The organism is Paracoccus sp. UBA5162, assembly GCF_002413585.1.
GTDB lineage: Bacteria > Pseudomonadota > Alphaproteobacteria > Rhodobacterales > Rhodobacteraceae > Paracoccus.
In genome coordinates this window covers 52,628-72,221 of record NZ_DHXG01000065.1, presented here as the reverse complement: position 1 = coordinate 72,221, position 19,594 = coordinate 52,628, and the positions used below count along the sequence as shown (strand labels likewise).

General features: G+C 65.2%; 18 protein-coding genes. 6 read left to right on the top strand and 12 right to left on the bottom strand.

Annotation, left to right across the window (positions count from 1 at the left end; genetic code table 11):
* From B4A72_RS09855 to B4A72_RS09845, 3 genes are all read left to right on the top strand, one after another.
* Positions 1-309: purine phosphoribosyltransferase family protein (locus B4A72_RS09855; protein ID WP_292978466.1), on the top strand; the 309-nt coding region annotated here is incomplete at its 5' end.
* Between the two features lie 14 nt (positions 310-323).
* Positions 324-944, top strand: a complete 621-nt coding sequence (locus tag B4A72_RS09850) for a YdeI/OmpD-associated family protein (protein ID WP_292950995.1) — start codon at positions 324-326, stop codon at positions 942-944.
* Positions 945-1,052: 108 nt separating this feature from the next.
* Positions 1,053-1,646, top strand: coding sequence for a histidine phosphatase family protein (locus B4A72_RS09845; protein ID WP_292950997.1), 594 nt, complete (start codon positions 1,053-1,055; stop codon positions 1,644-1,646).
* Between the two features lie 330 nt (positions 1,647-1,976).
* On the opposite strand, the gene B4A72_RS09840 is transcribed toward B4A72_RS09845, so the two are convergent.
* From B4A72_RS09840 to coxB, 12 genes are all read right to left on the bottom strand, one after another.
* Positions 1,977-3,128, bottom strand: a complete 1,152-nt coding sequence (locus B4A72_RS09840; protein WP_292978464.1) for a hypothetical protein — start codon at positions 3,126-3,128, stop codon at positions 1,977-1,979.
* Between the two features lie 37 nt (positions 3,129-3,165).
* Positions 3,166-4,809: an FMN-binding glutamate synthase family protein gene (locus B4A72_RS09835; RefSeq protein ID WP_292953211.1), complete on the bottom strand. Its 1,644-nt coding sequence runs from the start codon at positions 4,807-4,809 to the stop codon at positions 3,166-3,168.
* 70 nt (positions 4,810-4,879) lie between these two features.
* The gene (locus B4A72_RS09830) at positions 4,880-6,280 is read right to left on the bottom strand and encodes an FAD-binding oxidoreductase (RefSeq protein WP_292953214.1); all 1,401 of its coding nucleotides are present in this window, start codon (positions 6,278-6,280) and stop codon (positions 4,880-4,882) included.
* Between the two features lie 74 nt (positions 6,281-6,354).
* The gene (locus tag B4A72_RS09825) at positions 6,355-6,936 is read right to left on the bottom strand and encodes a GNAT family N-acetyltransferase (protein ID WP_292953217.1); all 582 of its coding nucleotides are present in this window, start codon (positions 6,934-6,936) and stop codon (positions 6,355-6,357) included.
* A complete protein-coding gene (locus tag B4A72_RS09820; RefSeq protein ID WP_292953220.1) occupies positions 6,936-8,210 on the bottom strand; it encodes a M16 family metallopeptidase in 1,275 nt (424 codons plus the stop codon). Before B4A72_RS09820 ends, B4A72_RS09825 begins: the two co-directional genes overlap by 1 nt.
* Positions 8,207-9,583: a threonine synthase gene (gene thrC / locus B4A72_RS09815; RefSeq protein ID WP_292953223.1), complete on the bottom strand. Its 1,377-nt coding sequence runs from the start codon at positions 9,581-9,583 to the stop codon at positions 8,207-8,209. Before thrC ends, B4A72_RS09820 begins: the two co-directional genes overlap by 4 nt.
* Before the next feature lie 10 nt (positions 9,584-9,593).
* The gene (locus tag B4A72_RS09810) at positions 9,594-10,268 is read right to left on the bottom strand and encodes an SURF1 family protein (protein WP_292953226.1); all 675 of its coding nucleotides are present in this window, start codon (positions 10,266-10,268) and stop codon (positions 9,594-9,596) included.
* Positions 10,269-10,376: 108 nt separating this feature from the next.
* Positions 10,377-11,207 carry a cytochrome c oxidase subunit 3 gene (locus B4A72_RS09805; protein ID WP_292953229.1) on the bottom strand — a complete coding sequence of 277 codons (831 nt, stop codon included), beginning with the start codon at positions 11,205-11,207 and terminating at the stop codon, positions 10,377-10,379.
* Positions 11,208-11,238: 31 nt separating this feature from the next.
* Positions 11,239-11,802 carry a cytochrome c oxidase assembly protein gene (locus B4A72_RS09800; protein ID WP_292953232.1) on the bottom strand — a complete coding sequence of 188 codons (564 nt, stop codon included), beginning with the start codon at positions 11,800-11,802 and terminating at the stop codon, positions 11,239-11,241.
* On the bottom strand, positions 11,799-12,032 hold the full coding sequence (locus tag B4A72_RS09795) for a hypothetical protein (RefSeq protein WP_292953234.1): 234 nt from the start codon (positions 12,030-12,032) through the stop codon (positions 11,799-11,801). The genes B4A72_RS09800 and B4A72_RS09795 overlap by 4 nt, the downstream gene beginning before the upstream one ends.
* Complete coding sequence (cyoE, locus tag B4A72_RS09790; RefSeq protein WP_292953237.1) at positions 12,032-12,949, bottom strand: heme o synthase; 918 nt, start codon at positions 12,947-12,949, stop codon at positions 12,032-12,034. Before cyoE ends, B4A72_RS09795 begins: the two co-directional genes overlap by 1 nt.
* Before the next feature lie 19 nt (positions 12,950-12,968).
* Positions 12,969-13,874, bottom strand: a complete 906-nt coding sequence (gene coxB, locus B4A72_RS09785; RefSeq protein WP_292953240.1) for a cytochrome c oxidase subunit II — start codon at positions 13,872-13,874, stop codon at positions 12,969-12,971.
* A 201-nt stretch (positions 13,875-14,075) separates the two neighbouring features.
* On the opposite strand from coxB, the gene tldD reads away from it, so the two are divergent.
* From tldD to topA, 3 genes are all read left to right on the top strand, one after another.
* On the top strand, positions 14,076-15,497 hold the full coding sequence (gene tldD, locus B4A72_RS09780) for a metalloprotease TldD (protein ID WP_292953243.1): 1,422 nt from the start codon (positions 14,076-14,078) through the stop codon (positions 15,495-15,497).
* 90 nt (positions 15,498-15,587) lie between these two features.
* Positions 15,588-16,781, top strand: a complete 1,194-nt coding sequence (gene dprA / locus B4A72_RS09775) for a DNA-processing protein DprA (RefSeq protein WP_292953246.1) — start codon at positions 15,588-15,590, stop codon at positions 16,779-16,781.
* Positions 16,782-16,963: 182 nt separating this feature from the next.
* A partial coding sequence (gene topA, locus B4A72_RS09770) for a type I DNA topoisomerase (RefSeq protein ID WP_292953249.1) occupies positions 16,964-19,594 on the top strand: 2,631 nt, incomplete at its 3' end.

Sequence of the window (19,594 nt, the reverse complement as noted above, 5' to 3'; positions counted from 1 at the left end):
TTCGTGCCGATCCGCAAGAAGGGCAAGCTGCCCGGTCCCGTCATCTCGGCGGCTTACGCGCTGGAATATGGCGAGGCGGTGATGGAAATCCACGACGACGCCCTGCACGAGGGCGAGCGCGTGCTGATCGTGGACGATCTGCTGGCCACGGGCGGGACTGCGGCGGCGGGAATCGCGCTGTGCCGTCGCCTGGGCGCCGAGGTGATCGGTTGCGCCTTCGTCATCGACCTGCCCGATCTGGGCGGACGAAAGGTGCTGGAGGCGCAGGGGATCGGCGTGCACGCATTATGTTGCTTTGACGGCGACTAGCCGGGGGGTTCAGGATGATCACCCGGATCGAGGACTACTTTACCAAGGGGTGCGGCCGCTGCGACCGGTTCGACACGGCCGGCTGTTCCACCCGCCTCTGGGGCGCCGGACTGGCGGCGCTGCGCCGGATCTGCCGTGATGCCGGGCTCTCGGAACATGTGAAATGGGGGCATCCCTGCTACATGCATTCGGGCCGCAACATCGCGCTGATCGGCGCCTTTCGCGGCGATTTCCGGCTGACCTTCTTCAACGCCGCCCTGCTGAAAGACCCCCACGCCCTGCTGGAACGGCAGGGCCCGAACACCCGTCACCCCGACGCGATCCGCTTTACCGACGCGGCGCAGGTCGCAGCCCGCGCCGACGCGATCCGGGCCTTTCTGGGCCAGGCGATGGATTGCGCCGAACGCGGCCTCAAGCCGCCCCGGGACGATACTGCCCGCGATCTGCCACAGGAATTGCTGGACGCGCTGGACGACGACAGCGAACTGGCCGAAGCCTTCGCAGCCCTGAGCCCCGGCCGCCGCAACAGCTATGCCGTCGCCCTGGCCACCGCCAAAAAGCCCCAGACCCGCATCGCCCGCATCACCAGATTCCGCGACCGCATCATCGCCGGCAAGGGCGCGAACGAGCGGTAGGGCGCCGACGATGACGGCCTTGGCCGGGGACCGGACAACGGCCGCACCGCGCATGATCGGCGGGAAAGCGGGACTTCGCAACCATTCGCAATTTGATATGATTCGGCCATGCATCGGACCATTCGATATCTTTCGCACCCGCAAGTCGTCATTGATCCGACCAAGCCGATCCCCGACTGGTCGCTAAGCGAGGTAGGCCTAGGACGCATTGCGGCCCTTGCAGCGTCTGACGCACTAACTGGCACCCGACATGTGATCAGCAGCGCCGAAACCAAAGCAATTGAAACAGCGACGCCCTTGGCCAAATCACTCGGGTGCCGGCTGAAGGTGCGGGAGGCAATGCACGAGAATGATCGCAGCGCGACTGGCTTTCTTCCGCCAGACGAGTTTGAGTCCGTTGTGGATCAATTTTTTGGCTGTCCAGAGGAAAGCGTGCGGGGCTGGGAAACCGCAAGGGCGGCTCAAGCCCGTATTGTCGCAGAGGTTCAGGATTGTTTGCGCAATTGCGAGACAGGCGACGTTCTGTTCGTTGGTCACGGAGGCGTCGGAACGCTCTTGTTTTGCTATCTCTCCGGCGATCCCATTAGCCGTGAATTCGATCAGGGCGCAAATGGCGGCGGGTGTTTTTTCGAATTTTCCGGCCCACAGGGAAAGCCGAATTCGCGATGGCAGCCGTTTGAAACCTTGATCAATCAAGATTGAGGCACATTGGTGCTATCGCGGCTTCAAGGCCGCCATTCGCGGCCGTCCGGCCCCATGATTGCAATGCGAAAGCGCGTTGCCGATTCCCTTCCGTCTCGCCTGTTTGAGAGGACTTACCTATGACCCTCCCTCTCCTGCGCAGGGGCCTCTGGCCGCCGCCTCGATCTCGCCATGGTAGCAATCGATCATGTAGGGGCGCGACCTAGCGGGACGGCGGAGTGAAACGGTTCAGCCGTCGCGGTAGCGTCCGTGTCGGCTCTCGGGATGCCTCGACGGGCGGGGCTGGAACCATACGGAACACCTGGCCGAAATCGACAGCCCCTCGTCGGTTCACGGCTGAAGTTGGGGTCCGCACCAGTTGAAGTTCTGGCCTGACCGGCCAGCGTCTTCGTCAGGACTTTCCCCGGCAGCTTCCAGAAGCGTGAACCGTCGCGGCGCGGTGATGGTGATCCTGTCCCGCGTGGCCCGGACCTTGCCGTCATAGCTGGCCTCGCAGAGCTGCGAAAACAGGATGCTTTCGCCTTGCCGTTGGGTGGCGTCGATTTCGCAGCGAATGCTCGACGCGCCGCGCAGGCCCGCGCCGTCATAGACGCGCCAGCCCGCATTGGCGGGGTTCTGGCAGGATTCTCCCGCAATGACCCAAAGTCCGAGGGGGATCGGCAACTGCCCGTCATATCCCGGTTCGTTCGCGGCTGGCGGCCTGGGGGCGAGGTCCACGGCTTTCTTCTCCACCACCGCCTTTCCGCATCTGACGAGGGCGGTCCTCTGTACGTCCTTCCAGACGAAAGTCATCCGGTCCGGCCCGTCTCGCTGGTCAAAGCGAAAATATTCGCCTGTAGGCGGCGCGATCTGCTCGGCCCCCTCGCGCTGCTCGAAATCGCCGGCCACGAAGGTGACATCGCCGATCTTTTCGACCTCTCGCAGGATGGCGTTGCCGCCGAACGTGTCGATCCGGTCAGGCAGGATGTCGATCTGGCTCACCGAAGTGCCGGACGCGGCGCAAGCCTCCTGCGAGACGTCCCAACGCCCGACAAGACCGGGCGGCAAGGATTGTGCGAGGGCTGGCCCGGCCATGAAAAGCGCAACCGCAAGTGTCGCGACAAGTCCGTTCATTTCCTGTTCGCCTCCAGGGCAAAGTCGAGCGATCTGAAACCTCGTATCGGCGGTGTCGGTGTAGCTCGAACATGGAGTGTTCGCGATGCCCGGTTCACCGCCGAGGGTATCAATGATGGCAATGCACGACAAGCTGCCGTTCCGGATCGGGGTTGGCGCAAGGGAAGTGTTGCCGAAGGAACCGATGAGGCAATCAGGCCGCCCTGGATTGCGAACGGGACGGCTTCCGTCCACAGGCAACATCCCGGCGAAATTCGCAGGCGGTGCCCGCGCGGTGTACAGGCTGTGCAGGTCCGGTGTACGGCCTGTGACCGGTCGCGCCCGGCATTTGCTGGTTTTTCTGCGCTGCCGGCTGCCAGCCTGTGTCACGCAACGTACGCTGCTTGCGCCGCATCTTGCGCAACGCTCACCAGGCCGCCTCGGCCATTCCCCAATCCCCGATCCGCGCCCGGTGCCAGTATTTGCGGAACGCCGGATGATCCACGTCCCCCTGCAACAGCGCGCCCGGTTTCAGCCAGTCATAAAGGCTCGCGGCAGACCGCACCTCGCGCGGGCCGGTACGGATCATCAGGTGATGCGGCGTGAACGCGTCGGGATGGGACAACCCGCTGCTTTCGCAGGCTTCCTTCAGCGCGAACATCGTGGCCTTGTGGAATCGCGCCACCCGCTGCGCCTTGTCGGGCACGACCAGCGCCCGGTAGCGGCCCGGATCCTGCGTGGTGATCCCGGTCGGGCATTTGCCGGTATGGCAAGCCTGCGCCTGGATGCAGCCGATCGCGAACATGAAGCCGCGTCCCATGTTCACCCCGTCCGCGCCAAGCGCCGAGATACGGCAGATGTCAAAGGCGGTGATGATCTTGGCCGATGCGATCAGCTTGATCCGGTCCCGGATTCCAAGTCCGGTCAGGGTATTGTGCACCAGCATCAGCCCCTCGCGCAGTGGTGCGCCCTTGTGATCGGCGAATTCGACCGGAGCCGCACCGGTACCGCCCTCGCCGCCGTCCACCACGATGAAATCAGGGGCGATTTCGGTCTCTTGAAAGGCTTTTGCCATCGCGAACCATTCCCAGGGATGACCGATGCACAGCTTGATCCCGACCGGCTTGCCTGCCGACAACTCGCGCAGCCGGGCGATGAAATCGCACAGGCCGCGCGGGCTGGAAAAGGCCGAATGCGATGCAGGGCTGACGCAAGCCTTGCCGACCGGAACGCCGCGCGCCTCGGCGATGGCCTCGCTGACCTTGGGCCCCGGCAGAATGCCGCCATGGCCGGGCTTTGCACCCTGGCTCAGCTTGATCTCGATCATCCTGACCGCGCCATCCGCCGCCGCCGCGCGGAATTTTTCGGCGTCGAACCGACCCGCCGCGTCCCGGCAGCCGAAATAGCCCGAGCCGATCTGCCAGATCAGATCGCCGCCCATGCGATGAAAGCGCGAGATCGACCCCTCGCCCGTCGTATGCGCAAACCCGCCGGCCTTCGCGCCGCGGTTCAGCGCCTCGATCGCGTGCGGCGACAAGGCGCCGTAGGACATCCCCGAGATATTGACCACGGAACTGTCATAGGGCTGCCTGCAATCCGGCCCGCCGACGCGGATCCGGAAATCCTGTCCCTCGATATGCGGCGTGGCAAGGGAATGGTTCAGCCATTCATAGCCATCCGCATAGACATTGCAGAGCGTGCCGAAGGGACGCACCCCCTCGATTCCCTTGGCGCGGCGATAGACGACGGCCCGCTGTTCGCGCGAGAACGGCGTCTCGTCATGATCGTTCTCGACAAAATATTGCCGGATCTCGGGGCGGAAATGTTCCAGCAGATAACGCAACCGCGAAGCCAGCGGATAATTGCGCATCAGGGTGTGTTGGGTCTGGCCCAGATCATAGATGCCGATCGCGGTCCCGATCAGGCCCAGCACCGCGACCAGACTGCCCAGCACCGGCGCGACGCCCAACAAGGCCAGCCCCGCCGGCATCATCAGGATCGCGACCAGGAACGGGATATACCGCTCGTAGAGCCGGGCCCGCTCGGTCGCATAGGTGAACCGCAATCGCATCGTCGCCCCCCTCCCCTGCTCCATCATGCATCGCGACGCCACAAAGGCAATGCGGGACAGGGGTTGCCGGTCAGCCCAGAACGGCGCCGGGATTCATGATCCCCAGCGGATCCAGCGCCTGCTTGATCGCCCGCATCGCCGCCAGCCGCGCCGGATCGCCCCAGCGTTCCAGATCGCCGACCTTCAGCCGCCCCACCCCGTGTTCGGCCGAGAACGACCCGCCCCGCGCCACGACCATCTCGTGGATGCGCCGGGACAGGGCCTCGCGAATGGAATCATAATCCTCGCGACGGCGCCCCTTGGCGGGAAACAGGTTGAAATGCAGGTTGCCGTCGCCCAGATGGCCGAAACAGTTGATCCGCATGTCGCCCGCGGCCGCCAGCATCGCCTGCGCATCGCGGATGAAGCTTGCGACCTCCGACAGAGGCAGGCTGATGTCGTGGCTGGCAATCGCTCCGACGGCGCGATTGGCCAGCGGGATGTGTTCGCGCAGGGACCACAGATCGGCGGCCTGCTGTCCCGACTGCGCGATCACGCCGTCGCTCGCCAATCCATCCTCCGAGGCTGCGAGGAACAGACCTTCCAGCGCCTCGCCGGCGGCCAGCCCGGCGGGCAATCCGACCTCGATCAGCACCGACCAGGACGGTGGCTCGGCAAAGGGCTGTCGCATCTGCGGAAAATACCGATTCAGGAAATCGAAGGACTGACCCGAAATCAGCTCGAAGGCCGTGACCCCGCCACCCATCCTTGCCTGCGCCAGCGACAGCAGGCTCAGCGCCGCGCCCGGACTTTCCACCGACAACATCGCCACGCCCGATTCGGCCGGAATCGGGGCCAAAACCAGCGAGGCGGCAGTGATGATGCCCAGCGTGCCTTCGGCCCCGATCAGAAGATCGCGCAGGTCATAGCCGGTATTGTCCTTGCGCAGCCGTTTCAGGTCGCGCATCACCACGCCCGATGGCAACACCGCCTCGATCCCCAGGCACAGGGCGCGCGCATTGCCATAGCGTAGCACGTTCACGCCTCCGGCATTGGTGGAAAGCACTCCACCGATCTGCGCCGTCCCCTGCGAGGCCAGCGACAGCGGAAATTGCCGGCCCGCCTCGGCGGCGGCATCGCGGGCCTGTTGCAGGGTCGCGCCGGCTTCGGCGATCATCACCGCCTCGTCGGAAAAGACCGCGCGAATGGCATTCATTCGTTCCAGTGACAGGATCAGGGGCGCAGGCCCCCCGGCCATGATCTGCCCGCCGACCAGCCCGGTCCCGCCGCCGCGAGGCACCACAGCCACGCGCGCCCTGGCACAGGCCCGGATCACCGCCGCCGCCTCTTCGGCATCGCGCGGCGCCGCGACAAGCCCGGCCTGCCCGTGAAACCGGCCGCGCGGCTCTTCCAGATAGGCCGGCGTCACCTCGCGCAGCACATCCCTCGGCAAGATCGCCGCCAGCCGCTCGTCCGCCGGTTCCAGCCCCATCTTCTCGCCCTCTTTCCAAATACCTCGGGGGGGTCCGGGGGGGCTGGCCCCACCGGCCGTCGCGGGACGCAAAATCAGCGCGCCTCGCTGCGCCCCCGCCTGTCGCTGCGCAGATTGGCGTAAAGCACATGGTTCCGCCAGCGCCCATTGATCTGAAGATAGCTTTGCGCCACGCCCTCATACTTGAAACCCGATTTCTCCAGAACGCCCCGGGAGGCAGCGTTCTCGGGCAGGCAGGCGGCCTCGACCCGGCTCAGGTCCAGCGCGGTGAAGGCATGATGCACCAGCGCGCCGATCGCCTCGCGCATATAGCCCTGCCGCGCGAAGGGCCGGCCGATCCAGTAGCCGATCGTGCCGGTCTGGGCGGGACCGCGCCGGATATTGTCCAGCGTGATCGCGCCCAGCAGCACGCCGTCGCGGCGCAGCAAAAACAATGGCAGCGCGCTGCCGCCGTGACTGGCCCGGGCGGCCCAGTAGACGCGGTTGGTGAAGCTCTTGCGGGTCAGATGGTCGGATGACCAGACCGGCTCCCAGGGGGTCAGGAAAGCGCGGCTGTCGACCCGCAGCGCGGTCCAGGCGCTGAAGTCCGAATGGGCCGGCAGGCGCAGCACGATCCGCTCGGTTTCCAGCCGCACGGGACGCCGCCGCGAAAACATCAGGCGGCAAGCCTTTCGGCCAGAACCCCACGCGACGGAGCGGTCTTGACAGGACCATAAAGCGCCAGCGCAGGCCGCGCCCGCCCGATCAGCCTTTCGGCATGGGCGCGCACATCGCCCAGCGTCACGTCGGAAATCCGCTGCGCTACCTCGGAGGGGTCCAGAACCCGACCCCAGATCGCCAGAACCCGCGCGATCCGTTCCGCTTGCGCCGAGGGGCTTTCCAGCCCCATCAGCAGGCCCGCACGCAATTGCGCCTTGGCGCGGGCGACCTCGATCTCGCTGATGTCGCCGGCGGCGCGGCGAACCTCGTCAATGGTCAGCATCGCCAGATCGGCGATGTCGCCACCTCCGGTTCCGGCATAAATCGTCATCATTCCGGTATCGTCGTGGAACCCCGATTGCGCGAAGATCGTATAGCACAGCCCGCGTTCCTCGCGGATTTTCTGGAACAGTCGCGACGACATGCCGCCGCCAAGCGCGGCCGAAAAGATCTGCGCGGCATAGTAATCGTCGGACAGGTAGCCCGGTCCTTCCAATGCCAGGGCGAAATGGGCCTGTTCCAGCTTCTTGACGCGGCGCACCTCGCGGCCCTGCCAGACGGCGCCGGCGCGCGGGTTTTGCAGAATCGGCGACAGATGACCGAAGGCGGTCTCGGCCAGGCGCACGATGCGGTCGTGATCGACCGCGCCGGCCGCCGCGACAATCATCTGGCCGGGGCCATAATTCTCGGCCACGAACCCGGCCAGATCGGGCCGGCCAAAGCGGCTGACACGCTCGGCCGGACCCAGGATCGGGCGGCCGATGGCCTGATCGGGATAGGCAGCCTCCTGCAGCCAGTCGAAGATGATGTCATCGGGCGTGTCCAGCGCCTGCCCGATTTCCTGCAGGATCACGCCGCGTTCGACCTCGATCTCGCGCTCGTCGAAGATCGGGTTCAGCACGATGTCCGAGATCACGTCGAAGGCCAGATCGACGTCCTGTTCCAGCACCCGGACATAATAGGCGGTCGCATCGCGCGAGGTATAGGCGTTGATGAAGCCGCCCACATCCTCGATCGCCTCGGCGATCTGCAGCGCGCTGCGCGTCGCCGTGCCCTTGAAGGCCATATGTTCCAGAAAATGCGCGATGCCGTTCTGTTCGGCGCGTTCGTTCCGACCTCCGGCGTTCACCCAGACGCCAAGCGCGGCGGAATGCAGACCCGGCATGTCGCGCGTGGCGATGCGCAGGCCGTTCGGCAATGTGGTGACGCGAAGATGAGGATCGGTGGTCAAATCGTTCTCCGTTCAAGGATCAGCGCCTCAAGCGCGGCGGTGTCGTTTTCGACCCTCGTCACACGTTCCGGCAGATCGAACAGCCCCGCCATGTGCGGCGGCAAGGCGGGGCGGATCCCCACGGCCTTTTCGACCGCATCGGGGAATTTCGCGGGATGGGCCGTGGCCAGCGTCACCATGGGCACGCCGGGTTCGGCATGATGGCGCGCGACCGCCACGCCCACGGCGCTGTGCGGGCACAGGATCTGACCGGTTTCGGCGCGAATGGTGCGGATCGTGGCCAGTGTTTCCTCTTCGCCGACACGCCCAGATACATATTGCGCGCGCAGCGCCTGCAGCGCGCCCTGGCTGACGGTGAAACCACCTGATCTCAGTTCCTCCATCAATTGCGCGATCGCGCCCGCATCGCCGCCATAGGCCAGATACAGCGCCCGTTCGAAGTTGGAGCTGACCTGAATATCCATCGACGGCGACATCGAAGGCGCGACCTCGCCCACCCGGTATTCGCCCGTGCTCAGCGCGCGGTGCAGGATGTCGTTCTGGTTCGTGGCCACGATCAGGCGCCGGATCGGCGCGCCCATGGCGCGGGCCATGCTGCCGGCGAAGATGTCGCCGAAATTGCCGGTCGGGACGCAGAAATCCGTGTCGCGCATCCCCAGGCTCGCGGCCGCGGTGACATAATAGACGATCTGCGCCACAACGCGCGCCCAGTTGATGCTGTTGATCCCTGCCAACCCGACGCCGTCGCGGAAATCATGGTCGTTGAACAGATCCTTAAGCCGCGCCTGACAATCGTCGAAATGGCCGTCGAGGGCCAGCGCGTGCACATTCGCCGCATCGGGCGTGGTCATCTGGCGGCGCTGCACCTCGGACACGCGGCCATGCGGGAACATGATGAAGACATCCACATTGTCGATGCCCCGGAACGCCTCGATCGCCGCAGAGCCGGTATCGCCCGAGGTCGCGCCGACGATGGTGATCCGCTGGCCCGACCGTTTCAGCGCGATCTCGAACAGCTGGGCGATCAGCTGCATGGCGAAATCCTTGAAGGCCAGGGTGGGGCCGTGGAACAGTTCCAGCAGGTGGTGGCCCGGCGCAAGCTGATGCAGCGGCGCCTTGGCTGCGTGTTCGATGCGCGCATAGGCGCGTTCGATGGCGCCGCGCAATTCGACATCGGTGAAGCTGTCGCCGGTAAAGGGACGGATCACGCGAAAGGCGACCTCTTCGTAGGGCAGGCCGTCAAGGTCATTCAGGCCGGACAGCGCCGGAACGGTCTCGGGCAGATACAGACCGCCATCACGCGCCAGCCCCGACAGCATCGCCTGTTCAAAGTCGAGGACCGGGGCCTTTCCCCGCGTCGAGACGTAACGCATCGCCACCCCTTCAGTATCGCCGCTGCCTGATACGCCAGATTAGGGCCAGTGTCATCCCTGCCCAGACGGCGGCGATCATGAACCACTGGACCGCGTATGACAGGTGATTGTTGGGGATCCCCTGAATCGAGACGGGGATCGGCTCGACGCCTTGGGCATCGCCCTCCACGACGCTTGCGACGACGAGGATCGGCAGCGTGTCAAGCTGACTCGCCATCGCGGGCACGTCACGGGCAAACCAGATGTTTTCCGAAAGGTTCGGATCGGGCGTGGAACCGCCCTTCTCGTCCGGCCAATGCAGATTGCCCCGGATCGTCAGCCGTGTGGGTCCGCGTTCGACATAGCGATCCTCTTGCGGCACAAAGCCGCGATCGACCATGATGGCGCGGCCGTCATCGGTGATGAAGCGCGACACGATCTGATAGCCGCCACCATGTTCCTTGGTGCCCGAGAGAATGTCGATTTCATCGCCGGTCGTGGTGCCGCTGATCGTGACCGGCATGTATTTCATCGACGGATCGACCGACTGTGGCAGCGGTATGGCCGGAGCGTCGATCTGCGCCTGTATCTGATCCAGCACGCCTTCCTTCCAGTCCATCCGGCGCAGTTGCCACAGGCCAAGACTGATCAGGATAGCGCAGCCGACAAGACCGAGAAGGGCGGGAAACAGATAGCGTGTCATCATTGTTGATCCTGCGGAACCGCGGGTTCCGCCGCCTGTCGCACGATCTTCCTTTCGCCATGGAAAACGCGCGAGGCCGGGCCCCGCGCGCCTTTCGCGGAACATACCGGTTCAGCTGCCCCAGATATAGACCGCACCGAACAGGAACAGCCAGACGACATCCACGAAGTGCCAGTACCAGGCGGCGGCCTCGAAGCCGACATGCTGTTTCTGGTCCATCTGGCCGCGCATGATGCGGAACAGGCAGACGGCAAGGAAGATGGTGCCGATGATGACGTGCAGGCCGTGAAAGCCGGTCGCCAGGTAGAAGGCGCTGGCATAGGCGGTATCGGACAGGCCGAAGGCTGCATGGAAGTATTCGTAGGCCTGCAGCGCCGAAAAGCTGAGCCCCAGGAGGATGGCGACAATCAGCCCGTTGATCGTGGTCTTGCGGTCGTTTTCATGCACGAACGCATGATGCGCCCAGGTCACGGCAACCCCTGACAGAAGCAGGATCAGCGTGTTGATCAGTGGCAGTTCCCACGGATTGAAGGGCTGGATACCTTCCGGAGGCCAGACCCCATCCTTGATCGGGCTTTGCGGTCCCATCGGATACAGCGCGTTCTTGAACCAGTTCCAGAACCAGGCAACGAAGAACATCACTTCCGAGATGATGAACAGGATGAAGCCGTATTGCAGCCCGATCCGCACGACCGGGGTGTGATCGCCCGCCTCGCTTTCGCGGATCACGTCGGCCCACCAGCTGTACATGACATACAGCACACCGACGAAACCGATCAGGAACAGCCAGGGCCCGCTGACCGGAATCCAGAACAGGCGAACATCGTCGGCACTGATCCAGCCCACGGCGCCATACAGCATGAAGAACGCCGAGACCGCGCCGAAGAAGGGCCAGATGGAGGGCGAAAGGATATGGTAGTCGTGATTCTTAGCATGCGCCATGGTCGGGTCCCCGTCGGCTCCTCTTTCTGGATCAGTTGACGTTGCTGGCCGGCTGGGCGTCAAGCGCCGCCTGTTTCGGCTCGGTCCGGTGGAAGGTATAGGACAGGGTGATGTCACGCACCCAGCTTGCGTCGCCGTCGGCAAGCAGGTCGGGATCGACATAGAAATTGATCGGCATTTCGACCCGCTCGCCCGGTTTCAGCGTCTGCTCGGTGAAGCAGAAGCAGGCGATCTTGCTGAAATAATATCCGGCGACATCGGGCGCGACATTGTAGCTGGCCGTGCCGGTGATCGTCTCGTCGCTGTTGTTGATTGCCTCGTAATAGGCCATCGAGTCCTCGCCGATACGGACTTCCATCTTCTTCTGCATCGGCCGGAAAGTCCACGGCACATCCTTGTCTACATTGGCATCGAAACGGACGCGGACGATTTCCTCCAGAACCTGGTCAGGAGCCTCTTTCGACACCTGTGTGGTTCCGGCAAACCCGGTCACCTTGCAAAACCAGTTGTAGAACGGCACCGCGGCCCAGGACAGCGCGCCCATCGTCAGCACGACCGCGACAAGGCCCAGAACGGTGCGGGAATTGCGGCTCATGGCTGCATTTCTTTTTCTTCCGCCCGGGCGGGCGCGTCAGGCGCGGCCGCTGCCGGCGGCAGGACGGACGCCCGCGGCTGATAGTCGTATCCTTCCATCAGGTCGCCCTGACGGACCTTGACCACCGTCAGCGCGAAAACCAGCACGACCAGGCTGGCAAGAACCAGCCCGAGACCCACGTTGCGCGACCAGCGGCGGCGGTGAAGTTCGTGTTCCGCTTGCATCGGCATCACCAGGCTCCCCATTGATTTTGAACGAGCAACGCCAGGAAATGCAGGAAGAGGTAATAGAGCGACAGTCTGAAAAACCGTTTCTCGAACGCATAGCCATCGGCGATAGCCGTCTCTTCGTCGCGCTTCAGGATGCGCCAGCCGCCGGCCATGAACAGCGCGTTCAGAACGACCGAAACCGCCAGATACAGCGACCCGCCGACGGGCGTCAGGCCCAGCCACAGCGCGAAGGGCGCAAGCACCAGCGTATAGGCAAAGATGTGACGGCGGGTGGCCGCGCGGCCATGCGTGACGGTCAGCATCGGCACGCCGGCCTTGTGATAATCCTCTTTCATGAACAGCGCCAGCGCCCAGAAATGCGGCGGTGTCCAGAAGAAGATCAGGGCGAACATCAACAGCGGTTCGATGCCGACCCCTCCGGTGGCGCTGGCCCAGCCGATCATCGGGGGAAAGGCCCCGGCCGCGCCGCCGATGACGATGTTCTGCGGCGTCGACCGTTTCAGCCAGATCGAATAGACGACGGCGTAGAAGAAGATGGTGAAGGCCAGAAAGCCCGCCGCGAACCAGTTCGCGACCAGACCCAGCATCATCACCGAGATGATCGACAGGGCGATGCCCAGGCCCAGGGCCTCGCCCCGCTGGATCCGGCCCGCGGGGATCGGACGGTTCCGGGTGCGGTTCATGACCGCGTCGATATCGGCATCGGACCACATGTTCAGCGCGCCGGCCGCGCCGCCGCCAAGCGCGATGAAGATCACCGCGCAGAAGGCGATGAAGGGATGAACCGTGACCGGCGCTACCAGCAGCCCGACGAAGGCCGTGAACACGACCAGCGACATGACACGCGGCTTCAACAGGGCGACATAGTCCTGAAATTCGGCCTCGGGGGCGCCGTCATATGCGTGGATGTCGCTCATGGGATGCGTCCGGGTCCGATCACTCGGCCTTGGCCAGTTCGACCTGGCTGTCGGCGGGCAGGTTCAGCGCGGTCGCCTGATCGGCAGGCATGGTGCCGCCCTGTTCGGCCACCCAGGCGGCATATTTTTCGGGGCTGACGGCTTTCACGACGATGGGCATGTAGGCATGGTTGATGCCGCACAATTCGCTGCACTGGCCGAAGAAGACGCCTTCCCGTTCGACGTTGAACCAGGCCTGCGCGATGCGGCCGGGAACGGCGTCCTGCTTGATCGCGAAGGCCGGAATGGTCCAGCTGTGGATCACGTCGTTCGAGGTGACCTGAAGCAGCACGGTCTTGCCGACCGGCACCACGACAGCGTTGTCGGTCGCCAGCAGGTATTCGTCCTCGGAATAGCCGGCAGCGGCCAGTTCTTCCTTGGCCAGAAGCAGGGAATCAAAACTGATATCGTTGTCGGGATACTCGTAGGACCAGTACCACTGGTTGCCGATCACCTTGATCACCAGGTCGGGATTGGGCGGCATTTCCTGGCTGCGAAACAGGGCCGGCAAGGAGAAGGCCCCGATCACGACCAGGATCAGCACCGGAACCAGTGTCCAGACGATCTCGATCGGCGTGTTGTGGGTGAATTTGGCGGGAACCGGGTTCGACTTGCTGTTGAACCGGAAGATCACGATCAGCAGCAGCGCGCAGACAAAGACCGTGATCAAGGCGATGATGATCAGAACGAAACCGTCAAGCCATTGCTGATCGCGCGCCAGTTCCGTCGAGGCGGGCTGAAAGCCGATCCCCCTCGCCTGCGGTTTGCCGATGACCGGCAGATCGCCCAGCACATCCTGCGCCATTGCCGCGCTGGCCATCATTCCCGTCGTTGCCAGCCCCGAAGCTGCCGCGACTGCCCGGCGAATCATCGCTTTTGCCATCATCCCATCCCGTTGCGTTGGCCCGGCCGACATGGCCGCAAGGGCCGCCGGCAGGCCGCCCCTTTTCCTTTCACAGTGACCGTTCTATGACCATATCTTGCGCTCTCGGGCAAGTGATACCGAGAAGATATCTGCGAAAGTGACCGCCCGCCCGCGTCTTCGCGGACGCCGGCCGCCCGCCCGACGAACGGAGTTTACCCCGCCATGACCCGCGACAGATTTGACCCGTTCGCCCTGTATCTGGATCGCGATCGCGCCTTGGCGATCCTGCGCGAGGCGGTGTCGGGGGCCGAAGACGGCGAACTTTTTCTGGAACGTTCGGTCTCGGAGAGCCTGGTCTTCGACGACGGGCGGCTGCGCAATTCCGGCTATACAGCCGACCAGGGTTTCGGGCTGCGCGCCGTGCGCGGCGAGGTGACAGGATACGCCCATTCCACCGAGATTTCCGAGACATCGCTGCGCCGTGCCGCCCAGACCGCGCGACTGGCCGTGGGCCGGGGCGGCGCCGTGCTGGCCGATCCGGCGCCGATGCGGGCGCAACACCTTTATGCCGCCGCGGACCCGGCCGAGGGGATCCCCATCTCGCGCCGCATCGCCCTGCTGCGCGAGATCGACGACTACGCCCGGTCGCTGGATCCGCGGGTGGTGCAGGTTACCGTCTCGCTGGCCTCCTCGCTGCAGGAAATCGCCATCCTGCGCCCCGAAGGCGGTCTGGTCACCGATATCCGGCCCATGGCGCGACTGAATGTCGCGGTCATCGTCGAGAACAACGATCGCCGCGAATCCGGCGGTCACGGCGGCGGCGGCCGGGTTTCGCTGAAGGGCCTGATGCAGCCGGACCACTGGAAGAGCGCCGTGGACGAGGCGCTGCGGATCGCGCTGGTCAACCTGCGCTCGGTCCCCGCGCCCGCCGGGGTCATGGATGTCGTTCTTGGTCCCGGCTGGCCGGGCATCCTGCTGCACGAGGCCGTGGGCCACGGGCTTGAGGGAGACTTCAACCGCAAGAAGGCCAGCGCCTTCGCCGGGCTGATGGGCGACCGCGTCGCCGCGCCCGGCGTGACGGTGGTCGATGACGGCACCATCCCGGACCGGCGCGGCAGCATCGGCGTCGATGACGAGGGCACCCCGCCCGCCCGCAACGTGCTGATCGAGGACGGGATTCTGACGGGCTACATGCAGGATCGCCAGAATGCCCGCCTGATGGGGGTGGCGCCCACGGGCAACGGGCGGCGCGAAAGTTTCGCTCATGCGCCGATGCCGCGCATGACCAATACCTACATGCCCGGTGGCGATGCCGATCCGGCCGCGATCCTCGCCGATCTGAAGGACGGCATCCACGCGGTGGGATTCGGCGGCGGCCAGGTGGACATCACCAACGGCAAGTTCGTCTTTTCCTGCACCGAGGCCTATCGCGTGAAGGACGGCCGGATCGGCGATCCGATAAGGGGCGCGACGCTGATCGGGGACGGTGCGACGGCATTGCGGAAAATCCGCGCCATCGGCAACGACATGACGCTGGATCCCGGCATCGGCAATTGCGGCAAGCAGGGGCAATGGGTTCCTGTGGGCGTCGGCCAGCCGACCCTGATGATCGGCGGGCTGACGATCGGCGGCTCGGCCGCGTGAACGCGCCCGGCAGCGCAGAAACCCCCGTCCCGGTAACCTTGTATTAACCCTTGTTGCGCTAGGCTGGCCTCTGGATGAGACGGAGGCACCATGGATACCGGGTTCATTCCCTCGGACATGCCCAACAGCGCCGCGCCGGCGAAGGATGACGACCTCGACGTCCTGCGTCTCATCCGCTCGCGCCGGGTCGGACCGGCGACCTTTCATCGGCTGATGGCTCAACATGGCGGCGCCACGGCCGCGCTTGAGGCTTTGCCGGAAATCGCGGCCGAGGCCGGGATGACGGATTACGAAGCCTGTCCCGAAGGCGTGGCCGCGGCCGAACTGAATGCCGGGCGCAAGGCCGGGGCGCGGCTGATCCGCTGCGATTCCCCGCTGTATCCCGCCCAGTTGCGCCAGATCGACGGCGCACCGCCAATCCTGTGGGTGCGCGGCGATCCGGCATGGCTGTCGCGCAATCCGGTCGCTGTGATCGGGGCGCGCAACGCCTCGTCGCTGGGCCTGCGCATGGCGCGCGGGATGGCGGCAGGGCTGGGCGAGGCCGGGCATACGGTCGTCGCGGGCCTTGCCCGTGGCATCGACACCGCAGCCCACAACGCCGCCCTGGGCAGTGGCACCGTGGCGGTGATGGCGGGCGGCGTCGATGTCATCTACCCGGCTGAGAACGTCGTCCTGGCAGCCCAGATCGCCGAACAGGGTGTGCTGGTTTCGGAACAGGCGCCGGGGACCGAACCCGCCGCCCGGCATTTCCCGACGCGGAACCGAATCGTGTCGGGCCTGTCGCGCGCGGTCGTGGTGATCGAGGCCGCGCATCGGTCGGGCACGCTGATCACCGCAAGGAACGCGCTGGATCAGGGCCGCGAGGTCATGGCGGTGCCGGGCCACCCGATGGATGCCCGCGCTGCGGGCTGCAATGCACTGATCCGCGACGGAGCCTTGCTGGTGCGCAATTCCGCCGATGTGGCGGCGGCGCTGATGTCGCGGCCCGGCGAAGCCCCGGCGCGATCGACCGAATTGTCCGCAAACGCCGGCCCGATCCCGGCGCCCCGGTCTGCCGCCGGCGATGCCCAGCGATCGGCCACGCCGTCGCGGATCGCGGATCAGGGCGGGCCGGTCAACCTCGAATCGCGAATCCTGTCGCGCCTGACGCCCAGCCCGACCGAGGAAAACGACCTGATCCGCGATCTGGGCGTCCCCGCCGCCGCAGCCTGCGCGGCGATCCTGTCGCTGGAACTGCAGGGACGTCTGACGCGGCTGGCGGGCGGCAGACTGGCGCTGAGCTGATCATCGCCCCGCGCGACATCCCCCTGGCACGTCGTCCGCCGCGTTCTGGACCAAGCGGCGAATGCGGCCGGCCATCCCCCTTCGTCCAGGCCCCTGGGAGAAGCCGCTGACGCGACGGGCGTTGACACCGCCTCGGCACACAACCATGTTGCCGCCCCATTGCAGACACCCCCGAGGTCAGAATGCCCGTTGTCGTCGTCGAATCCCCGGCCAAGGCCAAGACCATCGAGAAATACCTCGGCGGCGACTATCGCGTGCTGGCCAGCTTTGGCCACGTCCGCGACCTGCCGCCCAAGGACGGCAGCGTCGATCCCGACAGTGAATTCGCGATGAAGTGGGAAATCGCCAGCGACAGCAAGAAGCACCTCAAGGCGATCCGCGACGCGCTGAAGGACGACCAGACTCTCATCCTTGCTACCGACCCCGACCGCGAAGGCGAGGCGATCAGTTGGCACCTGCTGGAGGCGCTGCAGCCGGCACTGAAAAAAGGCAGCGCGGTCAATCGCGTGACCTTCAACGCCATCACCAAGGCCGCGGTGACCGAGGCGATGAAGCAGCCGCGCCAGATCGACCAGCCGCTGGTCGATGCCTATCTGGCCCGCCGCGCGCTGGATTATCTGGTCGGCTTCAACCTGTCGCCCGTGCTGTGGCGCAAGCTGCCCGGCGCGAAATCGGCGGGTCGCGTCCAGTCCGTCTGCCTGCGCCTGATTGTCGATCGCGAGATGGAGATAGAGGCATTCAAGGCGCGCGAATACTGGTCCGTCCATGCCCGTCTTGCGACGCCGGGGGGACAGGAATACGACGCGCAACTCGTGTCGCTGGCCGGCTCGAAGCTGGACCGATTCGACCTGCCCGACGCCGAAAGGGCCGCGATGGCCGTCAGCGCGGTCACCAGCCGCGATCTGCGTGTCGCCAGCGTCACCGCCAAGCCCGCCAGCCGCAATCCCTGGCCGCCCTTCATGACCTCGACGCTGCAGCAAGAGGCCAGCCGCAAGCTGGGCATGGGCGCGCGGGCCTGCATGTCCACGGCGCAGCGTCTCTACGAGGCCGGTTTGATCACCTATATGCGGACCGACGGGATCGACATGGCCCCCGAGGCGGTGATGGCTGCCCGCGACGCGATCAAGACCAAGTTCGGCGAAAAATACCTGCCGAAATCGCCGCGCATGTACAAGAACAAGGCCAAGAACGCGCAGGAAGCCCATGAATGCATCCGCCCGACCGACATGATGCTGTCGCCGGACCGACTGAAGGTCAGCGCCGATGACCAGCGCAAGCTGTATGACCTGATCTGGAAGCGCACCATCGCCAGCCAGATGGAAGCCGCCAGGATGGAGCGCACGACAGCCGAAATCGAAAGCCCCGATGGCCAGGTCGGCCTGCGCGCGACCGGTCAGGTGATGCTGTTCGACGGTTTTCTGCGCGTCTATGACCAGGGCCGCGACGATGACGAGGGCGAAGACAGCGCCCGCCTGCCGGCGATCACCGAAGGCGAGGCCGCGAAACTGGTCGGCAAGGCGTTCGATGCCGAGTTCTCGAAGGCGCGGGACAAGGGCGACGATCTGCCCGAGGCGCCGCAGGGCCAGCGCGCCGCCCCCGGCCTTCTGGTCAACGACGCCGCCAGCACCGCCGCCCGCCAGCATTTCACCCAGCCCCCGCCCCGCTATACCGAGGCCACCCTGGTCAAGCGGATGGAGGAACTGGGCATCGGCCGTCCCTCGACCTATGCCAGCATCGTCACGACCATCCAGGACCGCGAATACGTCCGAAAGGACAAGAACCGGCTGATCCCCGAGGACAAGGGCCGGCTGGTCACGACCTTTCTGGTCAAGTATTTCCCGCGTTATGTCAGCTATGACTTCACCGCCGATCTGGAAAACGAACTGGATGAGATCAGCGCCGGCGATCTGGTCTGGCGCGAGGTTCTGGGCAGGTTCTGGAAGGATTTTTCAAAGGCGCTGGAGGGCACGTCCGAACTTCGCATCTCCGAGGTTCTGGAGGCGATCGACGATGCGCTGGCGCCGCATCTGTATCCGCCGCGCGCCGATGGCGGCGATCCGCGCGAATGCCCGCTTTGCGGCAGGGGCCGGCTGAACCTCAAGACCGCGCGGTCGGGGGGCGCCTTCATAGGCTGCACGAACTATCCCGAATGCCGCTATACCCGCCCCCTCTCCGCCCCCGATGGCGAGCAGCCGGTGGGCGACCGGGTGCTGGGTCATGACGATGGCGACGAGATCAGCCTGAAGACCGGGCGTTTCGGACCCTATGTGCAGCGGGGCGAGGCGACCGAAGAGGTGCCGAAGCCGCCTCGGGCCTCGATCCCCAAGGGCTGGGACGCGGCGACCATGGATCTGGAAAAGGCGTTGCGACTTCTGTCGCTGCCGCGCCCGGTCGGACCACATCCCGATGACGGCGTGATGATCGAGGCGGGGATCGGGCGCTATGGTCCCTATGTGAAGCATGATCGCAAATACGCCAACCTGCCGGATGTGGACGAGGTCTTTACCATCGGCATGAACCGGGCGGTCGAGGTGCTGGCGGCAAAGCAAACGCGCGGACGCGCCGCTGCGGCGGCACCGCTGAAGGAACTGGGTGATCATCCCGAAGGGGGTGCAATTCAGGTGATGAACGGGCGCTATGGCCCTTATGTCAAATGGGAAAAGGTCAATGCGACCCTGCCCCGCGAGGTTGCGCCCGAAGACATCACGATGGAGCAGGCGCTGGAGTTGATCTTGGCCAAGGCCGCGAAGAAGGGCACGAAGAAGGCATCGGCGGGAAAGTCCCCGGCAAGGAAATCCGCCACCAAGACCGCA

Excerpts from the sequence above, each read along its gene's own strand:
- B4A72_RS09850 (WP_292950995.1), top strand. The coding sequence starts at position 324 with ATGATCACCCGGATCGAGGACTACTTTACCAAGGGGTGCGGCCGCTGC.
- B4A72_RS09845 (WP_292950997.1), top strand. The coding sequence starts at position 1,053 with ATGCATCGGACCATTCGATATCTTTCGCACCCGCAAGTCGTCATTGAT.
- B4A72_RS09835 (WP_292953211.1), bottom strand. The coding sequence starts at position 4,809 with ATGCGATTGCGGTTCACCTATGCGACCGAGCGGGCCCGGCTCTACGAG.
- B4A72_RS09830 (WP_292953214.1), bottom strand. The coding sequence starts at position 6,280 with ATGGGGCTGGAACCGGCGGACGAGCGGCTGGCGGCGATCTTGCCGAGG.
- B4A72_RS09825 (WP_292953217.1), bottom strand. The coding sequence starts at position 6,936 with ATGTTTTCGCGGCGGCGTCCCGTGCGGCTGGAAACCGAGCGGATCGTG.
- thrC (WP_292953223.1), bottom strand. The coding sequence starts at position 9,583 with ATGCGTTACGTCTCGACGCGGGGAAAGGCCCCGGTCCTCGACTTTGAA.
- B4A72_RS09810 (WP_292953226.1), bottom strand. The coding sequence starts at position 10,268 with ATGATGACACGCTATCTGTTTCCCGCCCTTCTCGGTCTTGTCGGCTGC.
- B4A72_RS09805 (WP_292953229.1), bottom strand. The coding sequence starts at position 11,207 with ATGGCGCATGCTAAGAATCACGACTACCATATCCTTTCGCCCTCCATC.
- B4A72_RS09800 (WP_292953232.1), bottom strand. The coding sequence starts at position 11,802 with ATGAGCCGCAATTCCCGCACCGTTCTGGGCCTTGTCGCGGTCGTGCTG.
- B4A72_RS09795 (WP_292953234.1), bottom strand. The coding sequence starts at position 12,032 with ATGCCGATGCAAGCGGAACACGAACTTCACCGCCGCCGCTGGTCGCGC.
- cyoE (WP_292953237.1), bottom strand. The coding sequence starts at position 12,949 with ATGAGCGACATCCACGCATATGACGGCGCCCCCGAGGCCGAATTTCAG.
- coxB (WP_292953240.1), bottom strand. The coding sequence starts at position 13,874 with ATGATGGCAAAAGCGATGATTCGCCGGGCAGTCGCGGCAGCTTCGGGG.
- tldD (WP_292953243.1), top strand. The coding sequence starts at position 14,076 with ATGACCCGCGACAGATTTGACCCGTTCGCCCTGTATCTGGATCGCGAT.
- dprA (WP_292953246.1), top strand. The coding sequence starts at position 15,588 with ATGGATACCGGGTTCATTCCCTCGGACATGCCCAACAGCGCCGCGCCG.